12 protein-coding genes are annotated in these 13,086 nt (G+C 69.1%); 6 read left to right on the forward strand and 6 right to left on the reverse strand.

Annotated features, from left to right (window positions below):
• Nucleotides 1–18 precede the first annotated feature (18 nt).
• The 5 genes from GA0111570_RS14120 to GA0111570_RS14140 all read left to right on the forward strand — a co-directional run bounded on the left by GA0111570_RS14120 (nucleotide 19) and on the right by GA0111570_RS14140 (nucleotide 5,147).
• On the forward strand, nucleotides 19–2,454 hold the full coding sequence (locus GA0111570_RS14120) for a heavy metal translocating P-type ATPase (RefSeq protein WP_092612667.1): 2,436 nt from the start codon (nucleotides 19–21) through the stop codon (nucleotides 2,452–2,454).
• A 121-nt stretch (nucleotides 2,455–2,575) separates the two neighbouring features.
• Nucleotides 2,576–2,884, forward strand: coding sequence for a glutaredoxin (locus tag GA0111570_RS14125; protein ID WP_217634186.1), 309 nt, complete (start codon nucleotides 2,576–2,578; stop codon nucleotides 2,882–2,884).
• Entirely contained in the window at nucleotides 2,884–3,873 is a 990-nt protein-coding gene (locus tag GA0111570_RS14130) for a cytochrome c biogenesis CcdA family protein (protein ID WP_092612670.1), read from the forward strand. The genes GA0111570_RS14125 and GA0111570_RS14130 overlap by 1 nt, the downstream gene beginning before the upstream one ends.
• A gap of 2 nt (nucleotides 3,874–3,875) precedes the next feature.
• The gene (locus GA0111570_RS14135; RefSeq protein WP_092612673.1) at nucleotides 3,876–4,502 is read left to right on the forward strand and encodes a peroxiredoxin family protein; all 627 of its coding nucleotides are present in this window, start codon (nucleotides 3,876–3,878) and stop codon (nucleotides 4,500–4,502) included.
• Nucleotides 4,503–4,616: 114 nt separating this feature from the next.
• Nucleotides 4,617–5,147: a class I SAM-dependent methyltransferase gene (locus GA0111570_RS14140; RefSeq protein WP_175557510.1), complete on the forward strand. Its 531-nt coding sequence runs from the start codon at nucleotides 4,617–4,619 to the stop codon at nucleotides 5,145–5,147.
• Nucleotides 5,148–5,524: 377 nt separating this feature from the next.
• Here the strand turns inward: GA0111570_RS14140 and GA0111570_RS14145 are convergent, their stop codons facing one another.
• From GA0111570_RS14145 to GA0111570_RS14170, 6 genes are all read right to left on the reverse strand, one after another.
• A complete protein-coding gene (locus tag GA0111570_RS14145) occupies nucleotides 5,525–5,812 on the reverse strand; it encodes a metal-sensitive transcriptional regulator (protein ID WP_092612679.1) in 288 nt (95 codons plus the stop codon).
• Nucleotides 5,813–5,835: 23 nt separating this feature from the next.
• The gene (locus tag GA0111570_RS14150) at nucleotides 5,836–8,598 is read right to left on the reverse strand and encodes a heavy metal translocating P-type ATPase (protein WP_175557511.1); all 2,763 of its coding nucleotides are present in this window, start codon (nucleotides 8,596–8,598) and stop codon (nucleotides 5,836–5,838) included.
• 147 nt (nucleotides 8,599–8,745) lie between these two features.
• Entirely contained in the window at nucleotides 8,746–9,513 is a 768-nt protein-coding gene (locus tag GA0111570_RS14155) for a cytochrome c biogenesis CcdA family protein (RefSeq protein ID WP_425438628.1), read from the reverse strand.
• A 14-nt stretch (nucleotides 9,514–9,527) separates the two neighbouring features.
• Nucleotides 9,528–10,151 carry a TlpA family protein disulfide reductase gene (locus GA0111570_RS14160; RefSeq protein ID WP_092612685.1) on the reverse strand — a complete coding sequence of 208 codons (624 nt, stop codon included), beginning with the start codon at nucleotides 10,149–10,151 and terminating at the stop codon, nucleotides 9,528–9,530.
• A 263-nt stretch (nucleotides 10,152–10,414) separates the two neighbouring features.
• Nucleotides 10,415–11,773: a phenylacetate--CoA ligase family protein gene (locus GA0111570_RS14165; RefSeq protein ID WP_092612688.1), complete on the reverse strand. Its 1,359-nt coding sequence runs from the start codon at nucleotides 11,771–11,773 to the stop codon at nucleotides 10,415–10,417.
• Between the two features lie 15 nt (nucleotides 11,774–11,788).
• Nucleotides 11,789–12,043 carry a heavy-metal-associated domain-containing protein gene (locus GA0111570_RS14170; RefSeq protein ID WP_092612691.1) on the reverse strand — a complete coding sequence of 85 codons (255 nt, stop codon included), beginning with the start codon at nucleotides 12,041–12,043 and terminating at the stop codon, nucleotides 11,789–11,791.
• Between the two features lie 232 nt (nucleotides 12,044–12,275).
• Here GA0111570_RS14170 and GA0111570_RS14175 point away from each other — a divergent pair, with 232 nt between their 5' ends.
• Nucleotides 12,276–13,055: a prolipoprotein diacylglyceryl transferase gene (locus GA0111570_RS14175; protein WP_092612693.1), complete on the forward strand. Its 780-nt coding sequence runs from the start codon at nucleotides 12,276–12,278 to the stop codon at nucleotides 13,053–13,055.
• Nucleotides 13,056–13,086 lie beyond the last annotated feature (31 nt).

The following is a 13,086-nucleotide window of genomic DNA, read 5'->3' on the forward strand; positions in this document are numbered from 1 at the left end:
TGACGAATCGAGGAGAAGATGACCACCCAGCAGACCCCGGCACAGGCTCGGACGACCGTCCTGCACGTGGGCGGCCTGCAGTGGGCCACCTCCGCCCGCGGCGTCGAACACACCCTCGCCGACCGGCCGGGCGTGCTCGATGTCGAGGCCAGCGCGGTTTCCCAGACCGCCACGGTCACCTTCGACCCCGCCCACACGAGCCGGGAGGACCTGCAGGGCTGGATCCGTGAATGCGGCTACCACTGTGCCGGGGAGTCCCTCCCGACCCACGTGTGCGCCCCCGCAGACCAGGTCACCGCGCCCAGCCGCCACCAAGGTCACGGCGCCCACGCCGGCCACCATGGCGCGCCCGGCACACCACAGGAGATCCCCGTCGTGGTCGCGCCGGACCACGGTGAGCATGCAGGTCACCCGGCCCCGGCGACGTCGCCGCATGACGCGATGGGCCATGGCGGGCACGCCGGCATGTCGATGGCCGCGATGGTGGCCGATATGCGCAACAGGTTCCTTACCGCGGCCGTCCTGTCGGTGCCGATCACGCTGTACTCCCCGATGGGCCGGGGCATGTTGGGCTTCAGCCTGGCGGCGCCGTTCGGGCTGCGCGACGATGTCGTCGCCCTGATCCTGTCGCTGCCGGTGGTCTTCTACGCCGGCTGGATCTTCTTCGACGGTGCGGTCCGCGCCCTGCGCAACAAGACCCTGGACATGATGGTGCTGGTCGCCATCGCGATCGGCGCCGGCTGGCTCTACAGCCTGTTCGTGACGCTCACCGGTGGCGGTGAGGTGTTCTATGAGGCCGCGGCTGTGCTGACCACATTCGTCCTGCTCGGTCACTGGTTCGAGATGCGGGCCCGCGGCGGCGCGAACGACGCGATCCGTACCCTCCTCGACCTGGCCCCGCCCAGGGCCATCGTGATCCGCGACGGTGCCGAGGTCGAGGTTCCGACCAGCGAGGTGCTGGTCGGGGACCTGGTGATGGTGCGGCCGGGCGCGAAGATTCCGGTCGACGGGCTGGTGCGTGAGGGCGAGTCGGAGGTGGATGAGTCGATGGTGACCGGCGAGTCGTTGCCGGTCGCCAAGGGCCCGGGTTCGGAGGTGATCGGAGCCTCCATCAACACCACCGGCACCCTGCGGGTGGAGGCCACGAAGGTGGGCGCCGACAGCGCACTGGCCCAGATCGTCGCCCTGGTCCAGCAGGCCCAGAACTCGAAGGCGCCCGGGCAGCGCCTTGCCGATCGGGCCGCGTTCTGGCTCGTCCTGGTCGCCATCATCGGCGGCCTGGCGACGTTCGTGGTCTGGTGGCTGATCGGACCGTCGGTGCAGGTGGCGCTCTTGTTCGCGATCACCGTGGTCGTGATCACCTGTCCCGATGCGCTGGGGCTGGCCACCCCCACGGCGATCATGGTCGGCACCGGTCTGGGCGCCAAGCGTGGCGTGTTGTTCAAGAACGCGACCGCGCTGGAGACCTCGGCACGTATCGACACCGTGGTGATGGACAAGACCGGCACCCTGACCAAGGGCGAACCCGAGGTGACCCAGGTCGTGTCTGTCGGTACCGATCCACGTCTGGACCTGATCGCTGCCGTGGAGCGGGAGTCGGAGCACCCCCTGGCCGCGGCAGTGGTGGCGTACGCCGCAGCGCAAGGCATCGCGGTGCGCTCCGCGAGCGAGTTCCGCAACGTCCCGGGCCATGGCGCCACCGCCGTGGTCGAGGGGCATCGGGTGGCCGTCGGCAACCGGCGCCTGATGGAATCCCTCGGCATCGACCTTGCCGCGGCAGGCCCGATCCGTGACGGGATCGCCGAGGCCGGCCAGACCGCCGTGTTCGCTGCAGTGGACGGGGCAGTGGCGGCTGTCATCGGGCTGGCCGACGCACCCCGGGAGACCTCCGCGCAGGCGGTGCGGGCGTTGCACGAGCAGGACGTACGTGTGGTGATGCTGACCGGTGACAACCGTGCCACCGCCGACCGGATCGCCGATCACCTCGGCATCGACACCGTCATCGCCGACGTCCTGCCCGGGGACAAGGCCGCCCAGATCACCCGCCTGCAGGCTGAAGGCCGAAGCGTGGCCATGGTCGGTGACGGCGTCAACGATGCCCCCGCCCTCGCCCAGGCCGACCTGGGGATCGCCATCGGGGCGGGCACCGACGTCGCGATCGAGACCGCCGACCTGGTGCTGATGCGCTCCGACCCGCTCGACGTTCCGACCGCGCTGACGATCGGGCGCGGAACCCTGCACAAGATGCACCAGAATCTCGGCTGGGCCGTCGGCTACAACACCATCGCCCTGCCCATCGCCGCGGGCGTGTTCGCCGCCTGGGGACTCACCCTGCGTCCCGAGATCGCCGCCTTGTCCATGTCGGGATCCAGCCTCATCGTCGCCGTCAACGCACTCCTGCTCAAGCGCCTGCGCCTGCCCGCCGTGGTCCGCCACGAACCGACCCACAACTGAGCCGCCCCCTGTGGCGAACTGCGCCCGACAGGTACTGCATACTACGGGCGACGTAGATGGACACCGAATCTTGACGGTGCCTTGACGGCGCGCAACATCTGGCCGCGCGACGCTGGACAGCGTGAACACATCCCAGTCCTCCGAGGCCAGCCTGGAGACCGGCGTGAGGCCGTCCCCCAGCGTCACCCTGCTCGTCACCACCGGCTGCCAGTACTGCGAGGACGCCCTGGCTGAACTCAGCGCCCGCGCCGATCTGGGCGAGCTGGAACTCGAAGTCGTCTTCGTCGAGTCGGCCTACGGCCGGACGCTCCAGACCACTCACCGGCCGGGCATGTTTCCGCTGGTCCTTCTCGAGGGGCAGCGGTTCAGCGTGGGACGGCTGCCTCGACGCAAGCTGGACCGGACGCTGGCGCGCAGGGCGGCCCGCTGATGGGCGCCGAACTGCTGGGCACCGGCAGTATCCTCGCCGCCTTCTTCGCCGGGACGGTCGCCCTGTTCGCGCCGTGCTGCATCGTCTTCCTGGCCCCCTCCTACCTCGCGGCGGCGGTGAAGAACAACCGGTGGCGCCTGCTGCCGTTGACGCTCGTGTTCGCTGGGGGGCTGGCGCTGGTCCTGGTCCCGATCACGCTGGGCGTCAGCATCCTTGCGGGCGCGATCGCGAAGTACCACGGGCCGCTGTACTGGGCCGGTGGCCTGCTGATGATCGGTCTGGGCATGCTGGCGCTGACCGGGCGGATGTGGTCCATGCCGTCGGTCCTACGGGCCCCCGACACCACCCGCGGCGACTCCGCGACGTTCTTCAGCCTGGGCGTCTTCTCCGGCATCGCCTCCAGCTGCTGCGCCCCGGTCCTGGTCGGAGTGATGACGTTGTCGGCACTGTCGGGCAACCCGGCCGGCGGTCTGCTGCTCGGCCTGGCCTTCGTGTTCGGAATGGTGATCCCGCTGCTGGTCATGGCCCTGGTCTGGGACGCGGCCCACCTCGACCGGCGACGCTGGGGCCGCGCGAAGCCGGTCACCCTGCGCGCAGGCACACTGACCGTGCACACCAACACGGTCAACATCATCGTGGCGCTCGCATTCATCGCGATGGGTATCGGCGTCATCTCGCTGGCAGGCTCCACGACGATGACCGGCAACGCGACCTGGTTCCAGCGGGCCGCCGGTGCCGGGGTGACCCGCTTCGCGCAGACCGTCCTGGGCTGGCTCACGCCGGTGCCCGACGCGGTCCTCGGGCTCGGACTCCTTGCTCTCGCGGCGGTCTTCATCTGGTTCACCCTGCGCGACCGCCGCCGACCGGTGCCGCCCTCCGAGGCCGGCGAAACCGACGCGACACCCGATCCGCAGGCCGACACCCCTTCGTGCCACGCCTCTCCCATCGATGAGCACACCGCCCACCGCAACGACGTCCCCAGGAACTGACGATGACCACCAAGCAACACACCACCGCCCAGGCGACCAACCGGCAGCTGCTCCAGGAGAAGCTGGCCGAGGAGAAGGCGCGGAAGGCCAAGCGCCGCCGCCTCACCCGTATCCTCACGGGTGTCGGCGTGATCGTGGTCGCCGCCCTGGTCGCCTTCGGCCTGTGGAGCGCACGTGCCACGGACACCACCGCCTCCGGACAGGCGCCCGCGTTCAGCCTCCAGACGACCGCAGGGACCACGGTCTCCCTGTCCGACTTCCGCGGCAAGCCTGTCATCCTGTATTTCAACGAGGGAGCAGGCTGTGGCTCCTGCACCCAGCAGATGGCCCAGATCGAGAAGAACCCGGGCTTCGCCGCGGCAGGCATCACCGTCCTGCCCATCGTGATGAACACGGCCGACCAGATCCAGCCCGACCTGGACACCTTCGGGGTCAAGACGCCTTACCTCCTCGATGACGGAACCGTGTCCAAGGCCTACGACACCCTCGGCAAGGGCATGCATGAAGGACTGCCCGGCCACGGCTTCGTACTGATCGACGGCAACGGAGTTCAGCGTTGGCAAGGGGACTACCCCTCCATGTGGCTCGACCCCGCCACGCTGCTCAAGGAAGCCAAGAGCCGACTCTGATGTGAGGCGCACCGGGAGAAACTGATGCTGGCGGCGGAGGGGACCGCAGTCTCCGCCGACCCCTGCGCCGCCAACCCCCACGTCACCGTGAGTGTCGGATCCGAACCGCATGGCGTGACCACCAGGGAGAACTGCCATGGACGACCCGGCCCAAAAGCTGATCGGACCGAGGAGGAAGGGCCACACGCCTTCCAGAAGCGCGTGTGGCCCTTCCTGGCATTCTTCTTCGAACCCGCGGTCTTCCTGCCTTTCCTGACGTTGCGGCGCAGGGTCGCCGGCTGCGTGCAACTGCCCCCTGGTGCCCGGCTTCTGGACGTGGCCACGGGAACGGGCGGCCAGGCGCGCGTTTTTGCGGACGTGGCGCAGGAGGTGGTCGGCGTCGACCTGTCCGAGGCGATGCTGCGCGTCGCGCGCAGGAAGGGCCGCGCCCCGAACGTCGCTTTCCGATGCCGCCCGGCCACCTTCGAGGACCTCAGCTTCGACGCCGCCTGTGTCTCCTTCGCTCTGCACGAGATGCCGGCCGGCGTTCGCGATCGGCCTTCCACCGCCGACGTTTCTTCTCCGGCAAACCGGTGCCTGTGGCGGGTAGCCAGATCCCCGACATCGTGTGGTTCCATCCGACGGGCGCCCCATGACGGTCGATGAGTGGGACCTTCCCCGTGGTCGCGCCCTGGCGCTGTACCTGAACGGGCGAGGTATTCGCTGTCCGACCTGACCGGAAGCCTGATGATCGACTCTGACTTCCTCCTGTGCTTCAACTCCGGGCCCGGCCCGGTGTCGTTCAGGTTGCCGCCTGCCGGCTACACCCCGGCCTGGGATCGTCGAGATCGACACGGCCGGTGGCCGGGCACGGCGCCCGGTGTTGTCCCCGGGGGAGGCGATCGTCGCCGCCGGGCACTCCATGCTGGTTCTGCGTGATCCGGCCGCACCCGTACACGCCCACGACCGACTCCTACGACACTCGCCCCCGGGCTGCTGAGACGACCGACGGACGGTCGGTGGGCGCCCATTCGGGGGAGGAGTCAGCTGCGGACCAGACGGGCGATGGCCTGGGAGGCCTCCTGCAGCTTCACGTCGGAGACAGGGCCGCCACCGGCGGCTGCTTCGGCCACACAGTGCCTGAGGTGGTCCTCGAGCACAATCAGGGCAACGGACTGGAGGGCACCTGATGCCGCCGAGATCTGGGTGAGGACGTCGATGCAGTAGGCGTCCTGTTCGATCATCCGCGCGATCGCGTGGATCTGGCCCTCGATGCGGTGCAGGCGGGTGATGAGCGCGCTGCGCTCATCATGGATGGGGGGCACGCTCATCACCTCCTGCGGTTGGTGGCGGGCTAGTGCTGGTGGCCGGCGTGCGCCTGGCCGTGGCCGTAGCGGTGCGGGTCGGAGTCGAAGGTCTGCGCGCACCCGGTGGAGCAGAAGTAGAAGGTGGTGCCCTCGTGTTCGCGGGTGGCGGCCGCGGTGGCGGGGTCGATACTCATGCCGCAGACGGGGTCGACGACCTTGGCGGTGGTGGACTTCTTCTTGCCGAACATGGATGTTTCCTTTCGTTGGGTGTGATGGATCGGTTCGGTGGTTCCGCCGATCTCGACCACGGGCGTGAGGGTGGGGCGGTCGGCCGGCGGGATGGGTCGGGGGGAGAAGCGGCGCAGCCGGTTCGCGTTGGCGACGACCGACAGCGAGGAGAGCGCCATCGCGCCGGCGGCGATGATCGGGCTCAGCGTGATCCCGAACGCAGGGTAGAGGGCGCCGGCGGCGATCGGGATGCCCAGGGTGTTGTAGAGGAAGGCGAACATCAGGTTCTGCTTGATGTTGCGCATGGTGGCGCGGGACAGGTCGACGGCGGTGACGATCCCCGACAGGGCCCCGGAGATCAGGGTGATGTCGGAGGACTCGATCGCCACGTCGGTGCCGGTGCCGATCGCTGAGCCGACGTCGGCCTGGGCCAGCGCAGGGGCGTCGTTGATGCCGTCCCCGACCATGCCGACGACCTTTCCCTCGGCCTGGAGTCGGCTGACCTCGGCAGCCTTGTGTTCGGGCATGACCTCGGCGACCACCCGTCGGATACCGACCTGGGCGGCGATCGCCGCGGCCGTGGCACGGTTGTCACCGGTCATCATGATGACCTCGATGCCCCGACGCTCCAGCGCGGCGACCGCGTCGGCGGAGCCCTCCTTGAGGGTGTCGGCCACTGCGATCACGCCCGCCGCCCGGCCACCGAAGGCCACGAGGATCGGCGTCTTGCCCTGACCGGCCAGCCAGTCGTGCGAGGCCAGGAGCGGCTCCACGTTCACCTCGAACGAGTCGAGGAGGCGCCGGTTGCCGACCAGGACGACCTGCCCCTCCACCCTCGCCCGCACGCCCTGGCCCGTGATCGAGTCGAAGTCGCTGACCTGGGGCAGCGCCAGGCCGCGGTCGGCCGCGCCTGCCACGATGGCGGCGGCGAGGGGGTGTTCGGAGGCCTTCTCGACCGCGGCGACGGTCGCGAGCAGGCGGTCTTCGTCGATCCCGGCGGCCGGGAACACGTCGGTGAGCGCCGGGACACCCTTGGTGATGGTGCCGGTCTTGTCCAGGATGATCGCATCCAGCTTGTGCGCGGTCTCCAGTGCTTCGGCCGACCGGATCAGGATGCCGTGGGTGGCGCCCTTGCCGGTGCCGACGGTGATCGACATCGGGGTGGCCAGGCCCAGGGCGCACGGGCAGGCGATGATCAGCACCGAGACGAACGCGACCAGAGCGAAGATGAACACCGGTGGCGGCCCGAACAGCATCCAGGCGACGAAGGTCCACACCGCGATCGCGATGACCACGGGCACGAAGTAGCCCGACACCTTGTCGGCGAGCCGCTGGATCGGGGCCTTGGAGCCCTGGGCCTCCCGAACCATCTTGATGATCTGGGCGAGCATCGTGTCCGCGCCGACCTTGGTGGCCCGGTAGCTGAGCGCGCCGGTCGTGTTGATCGTCGCGCCGATCACGATGTCCCCGGCACTCTTGGTGACCGGAATGGGTTCACCGGTCACCATGGACTCATCCACCGCCGAGGATCCGGCGACGACCTCCCCGTCGACCGGCAGCTTCTCCCCGGGTCGTACGAGCACGACGTCACCGACACGGACCTCGTCGATGCCGATGTCGAGTTCGCGGCCGTCGCGCTGCACCCTGGCCGTGCGCGGCTGCAGGCCGATCAGCGTGCGGATGGCTTCACCGGTACTGGCCTTCGCCTTCGTCTCGAGCAGCCGTCCCAGCAGGATCAGGGTCAGGATGACCCCGACAGCCTCGAAATAGACCTGTCGCAGGCCTTCGGGGAGCAGGCCCGGCAGGAAGGTCACGACCAGGCTGTAACCGAACGCCGCCACCGTGCCCAGCGTGATCAGGGAGTTCATGTCAGCGGTCCGGTGGGACAGGGCACGCCACCCCGTGCGGTGGATCGGCCAACCGGTGTAGAACATCACCGGAGCGATCAACGCCAGCTGCAACCACGGGTTCATCAGGATCTGGGGCATCCAGGCGGCGCGGAACAGCTCACCACCCATGACCGCGAACAACACCGGAGCCGTCAGCACCGTGCCGAGGATCAGACGACGATTCAGGTCGCGGATCTCGACGGCCCGCTCAGCAGCCTCGGCATCGGGGTCCGGCGACGCGCCGTGGCCCTCCGCTGTCACCTGGCCCCCGGCGAGGCCGTCCGTGTGCCCCGGCGTGTCCGCGGTAGCGGGCTCCTCGGGCGGGTCCCCGCTCACGCGGATGGTGCCGGAGACCATGTTCATGCCACAGGCGAACCGGTACTCCCCGGCCTGGGTCGGGATGAAGTCGACCGCGGTGGTGCGGAAGGCGGGAAGGGTCGCGTTGACTTTGAAGTCGGGCATCACCACACGGGAGGTGCACTCCCCGCTCTCCTGGCGGTCGAACAGCATCCGTACCGGCAGGCCGGGTCGGACCCCCTCGAGCAGATCCGGTGAGTAGCCTCCGTTCACACTCACCCGGACGACCTGGACGCCGTCCTCCACCTCCACCTGTCCGGCCCGCTTGGGACCGAAGAAGAACCATCCCAGCAGACCGGTCAGGACCACGCCCCCACCGATGATCAGCCAGTCCATGGCACACACCTCTCACTCGAGACCCCATACCCCCACGGGGTATGTTCTGGGTCCACGGTAGGTCGGGTACATGTGCGGAACTCTTGGCCCGTGGTCAAGGTTCGATGAAGGGTTCGCGAGCCCGTCTGTCGTGACCAGCCAGGTAGCTCAAAGCACCGTTCCGAAGCCGGCGGCCCACACGCGCAGGAGGGCCATCAGCTGCTCCCACAGGCCGGAGACGAGCAGGATGCCGACGAGAACCATGCTGTACCCGCCGATCCGCAGCACCGCTCGCTGGTGGCGTCGCACGAACGCCACGACCCGCTGCATCCGCGAGAACGCGAGGGCGGCGAGGATGAACGGGATGCCCAGTCCGAGGACGTAGACGAAGGCCAGGAAGCCCCCGCGCACCGCGCTGCCCTCGTTCATCGCCAAGGTGAGCACCATCGACAGGGTCGGGCCGATGCAGGGGGTCCAGCCGACTCCGAAGACGAAGCCGAGGAGAGGTGCGGCCGCCAGCCCTGCCTTGGGGAGGCGAGTGAACCGCACGTCGCGGTTGCCCAGGGGGATCACTCCGGCGAACATCAGGCCCAGCACGATCGTCAGGACCCCGATCACCCGGGAGATGAGTACCTGGTGGGTGAGCAGGGCCCGTCCCATGGTGCCCGCGGCGACGCCGGCACCCACGAAGACGACCCCGAAACCGAGGACGAACAACACGGCGCCGGCCAGCATGCGCGCACGGTGACGCCGGGCGTCGGTCAGGACGTCGGAGGCCCCCAGCCCGGTCGTGTAGGACAGGTAGCCGGGTAGTAGCGGCACGCAGCACGGGGAGAAGAACGAGACCAGACCGGCGAGGGCGGCGACAGGGATCGCGAGCAGCATCGAGCCGCCCACCGCCTGGGTCGCCCAGCTGGCGATGTCGAGGGGGATCATGATCGTCGCCCCGCTCACTTGCCCGCGGCGACGTCGTCGATCACGCCGACAAGCGTCGCCTCGGTGGTCTTGCCGATGATCCGCGCCGCGACCTTGCCCTCGCGGTCGACCACCAGGGTGGAGGGGATACCGGAGGGTGGCAGCTGGTCGGAGAACTCCAGCAGCAATTTGCCGGCCGGGTCGTAGATGCTCGGGTAGGGGATGGCGAAGGAACGCACGAAGGCCTCGGCCTGCAGCGGGTCGAGGTCGCGGGTGTTGAGCCCGATGAACTCGGCGCGGTCCGAGGTCGCCGCGGCGGCGCGGACGAGGTCGGGGGCCTCGGCACGGCACGGCGCGCACCAGGACCCCCAGACGTTGAGCACCAGGACCTTGCCGTCGGAGGCCTTGGTGGTCATCGTGGTGTCGAGGGCGCCGAGTACCGGACCGGTCACGACCGGGGCGGTGGGGCGCTTGCCCACCGGCAGGATGGTGACGCCACCGTCACCACTGACGAACCCACTCTGGGTGGAATCGGTGGGGGTGGAGGTGGAGCCGCAGCCGGCCAGCGTGACGACCAGCCCGCCGGACAGCGCGACGGCTGCCAGTGCGCGGGCCACCCGGCCCGAACGGGGGCCCCGGTGTGTACGGGAATCGTGCATCGGCGATGACCACCTTCTTCTTCTGGGACCGGGGGCAGGTCGCGGCACGGGTTGTCATGCCCGACGAATCGGACAACGCGGGCGGCCCCCCCGGGGGTCATGTTTCTGGAGGGGAGTGCCCGGTCGGTGAAGAAACGGTCAAGATCCTGACAAGATCCGTGGTGAGCGAGGCTGCGCCGACCGCCTGATCAAGGCCGTCGCCGGACTGGGCTCTCGATCTGACACGGAGGTTCTTCAACCCGTGCTGGCCCCTGGCAGATCGGCTACGCGGGCAGGGCCTTCACCAGTGGGACCTTGCCCAGCCGGGTCCGTTCCAGGGCGGTCACGCTGACCACATCGACGGCAACGGGGTCGATGGTGAGGTCGGCGAGGGCCTCCTGGACGCGGCGACGCACCAGCTCGGTGCCCCCCGCGGGCGCGACGAGGCGAACGACCAGCTTGTTCGGCTGTTGCTCGACCTGCCAACCGTTCGGCGCCAGAGCCTCCAGGGCGTTATGGAAGACGTTGGGGTGGACGCGCACGCTGCTGTGGCGGCCGGGCAGGGTGATCGTGTCTTCTGTGCGGCCCTCCACCGCCTCCAGCAGGGCGAAGGGCAGTCCGCAGGTGCAACGTTCGGGGGAGAGGCGGATGGAGTCGGTCAGCTCGTAGCGGATGAGCGGCAACGTACGGGAGAACAGCACGCTCACCAGGACCCTGTCCGCGGTGGCGCCCGCCGGGACAGGCTGGTAGTCCTCATCCACCGGCTCGACGATCACGAAGTCCTCATACAGATGCCACCCACCCTGCGAACAGGTCGAGGCGATGCTGGCGGTTTCGGTGGCCGCGTAGCTGTCCACGATCACCGATGGGCCCCACGCGGCTTGCGCTGCCGAACGGCTGGCCGGGGTGAGAACCTCGGAGGCGGCCACGACCTTCTCGGGTCGGATGTGCAGCTGGCCGGTGAGCTGGGCCTGCGCCAGCGGGCCGATCATCGACGCGTACGCGACCAGCAGACGGGGCTCGAAGCGATCCAGTTCGCCTGTCAGGTCGGCCACCGGAGTCCGCGCGTCCAGTCGTAGCGCCGGAACAAGGCGCGAGCGCAGACTCGCCCCCACGACGGCAGACTGGTGGGTCGGATTGAGTGAGCTCACGACCGCGGTACGTAGTGGGTGGCGCAGACCCACCGCCACTCCGGCCCAGTCGTTGACCCGGGCATAGGACGTGAGGATCTGGGTCCACTCCCGCCGGTCCCAGGCGAAGACGGCGCGGCGTCCCGTGGTGCCGCCCGTGCCCGCCAACCACCATCGGCCACGCCACGGATGGCCAGGATCGGCGCCGGTGCGTTCCATCTCGGACAGGCGCCCCTCCACCTGTGCCAGCCGGAGGGCTGGGGAGGTGCAGATCCGATCCCACTGATCCATCAGCATGGATTTGGTCAGGACGGGCAGATCGGTGAGCGGGACGTGCGCGGCCCCTGGCAGTACCTGTTGATAGTAGGGCGAGCTGGTCCGCGCATACGCCAGGAGCCGGTCCAGCTCGACGCCCTGGAACTCCAGCATTCGGTCGCGGCTCCACCGGTCGCGTTGATGCATCCGGCGGCGCGCGAGGAGCGTGCCGGCGATCAGCAGTCCGTCCGGGCTCATCTGGCACCGCTCTTCCTAGGAGGTCCCGGGATGTGGTTGTTTGTGGCCCCCGGAGTGCCTACCGACCATCCTGAACCCTGCCCGGTCCAGGGTGCCACGCACCTGGTCACGGGTGACGGCTCCGTCGGGGACGACGCTCACCCGTGACTCCCCGAACGGCACCAGGTCCACCCGGACCCCGTCCACGCCGGGCAGCGCCCGCACCTGGTCGATCACGCTCACCAGGCACTGCACGCAGGTCAGGCCGCGCACACCGTAGGTCTGGGTCATCGTCCCACCTCTCTGCTCCTGGTACCCAGCGTGGGTGCGGGGGATAGCCGGGCGGTGTCGGGACGGTCAAGATCCCGGCAAGATCCCCTCGCCCTCGGTCCACGCTGCGGTGGCTACGCGCGTCTTGATCGAACCTTGCTCATCCGCGACCGGTTCTCTTGATGTGGGCGGGCCACTGTGGGATCGCTCGCCCCGGTCGGGGCGGCGACGATGTCGGTGAGGGAGTCCAATCGTGTGGCCCGTCCTGTTCTCAATCTTCGGGGTCCAGATCCAGTCCTACGGGGTGAGCAAGGCCCTGGCCGCCCTCGTCGGGGGGTACCTGCTGGGGCGGGCCTTCCAACGGATCGGCTACGACAAGGAGCAGGCCCACTCGCTGGTCCTGTGGGCGGTCCTGTGGGGATTCGTCGGCGCGAAGATCTACTTCCTGGCCGAACATTGGCAGCACTTCACCTGGCATCACCTCGGTGGTTCCGGATTCACCTGGTACGGCGGACTGATCGGCGGCACCCTCGCTGTCCTTGTGTACACCCGTCGCCACCAACTCCCCCTCGGCACGGTCGCCGGTGCGATGGCGATGCCCCTGTCGATCGCGTACGGCATCGGGCGGATCGGCTGCTTCCTGGCCGGCGACGGCACCTACGGCCAACCCACCGACCTGCCCTGGGGCGTGGCCTATCCCCACGGGGTGGTCCCTGTCTACCTCCGCGTCCACCCCACCGAGCTCTACGAGGCCGCGGGCGCGTTCGCGATCGCTGCGATCCTGTGGGCCCTCGGACGCCGCTGGCCCCAGGTGGCGGTGTTCGGGTCCTACCTGGCACTCAGCGGACTCGCCCGACTGCTCGTCGAGTTCCTGCGCATCAATGACCCGGTACTGCTGGGCCTCACCCAGCCCCAGCTGTTCGGAATCCTCAGCATCATCCTCGGCGCGATCCTGATCACCCGGGACCAGCTGCGGGCTCGCCCCACACCCACCGATCTGGACCCCGTTCCGGTAACGGCGGCAGCGCGATGACGGACCGGACCTGTCCCCGAACCTTCCCGCC

Source organism: Raineyella antarctica, from assembly GCF_900092135.1.
Taxonomy (GTDB): domain Bacteria; phylum Actinomycetota; class Actinomycetes; order Propionibacteriales; family Propionibacteriaceae; genus Raineyella; species Raineyella antarctica.

Excerpts from the sequence above, each read along its gene's own strand:
- GA0111570_RS14120 (WP_092612667.1), top strand. The coding sequence starts at position 19 with ATGACCACCCAGCAGACCCCGGCACAGGCTCGGACGACCGTCCTGCAC.
- GA0111570_RS14130 (WP_092612670.1), top strand. The coding sequence starts at position 2,884 with ATGGGCGCCGAACTGCTGGGCACCGGCAGTATCCTCGCCGCCTTCTTC.
- GA0111570_RS14135 (WP_092612673.1), top strand. The coding sequence starts at position 3,876 with ATGACCACCAAGCAACACACCACCGCCCAGGCGACCAACCGGCAGCTG.
- GA0111570_RS14145 (WP_092612679.1), bottom strand. The coding sequence starts at position 5,812 with ATGAGCGTGCCCCCCATCCATGATGAGCGCAGCGCGCTCATCACCCGC.
- GA0111570_RS14150 (WP_175557511.1), bottom strand. The coding sequence starts at position 8,598 with ATGGACTGGCTGATCATCGGTGGGGGCGTGGTCCTGACCGGTCTGCTG.
- GA0111570_RS14155 (WP_425438628.1), bottom strand. The coding sequence starts at position 9,513 with ATGATCCCCCTCGACATCGCCAGCTGGGCGACCCAGGCGGTGGGCGGC.
- GA0111570_RS14160 (WP_092612685.1), bottom strand. The coding sequence starts at position 10,151 with ATGCACGATTCCCGTACACACCGGGGCCCCCGTTCGGGCCGGGTGGCC.
- GA0111570_RS14165 (WP_092612688.1), bottom strand. The coding sequence starts at position 11,773 with ATGAGCCCGGACGGACTGCTGATCGCCGGCACGCTCCTCGCGCGCCGC.
- GA0111570_RS14170 (WP_092612691.1), bottom strand. The coding sequence starts at position 12,043 with ATGACCCAGACCTACGGTGTGCGCGGCCTGACCTGCGTGCAGTGCCTG.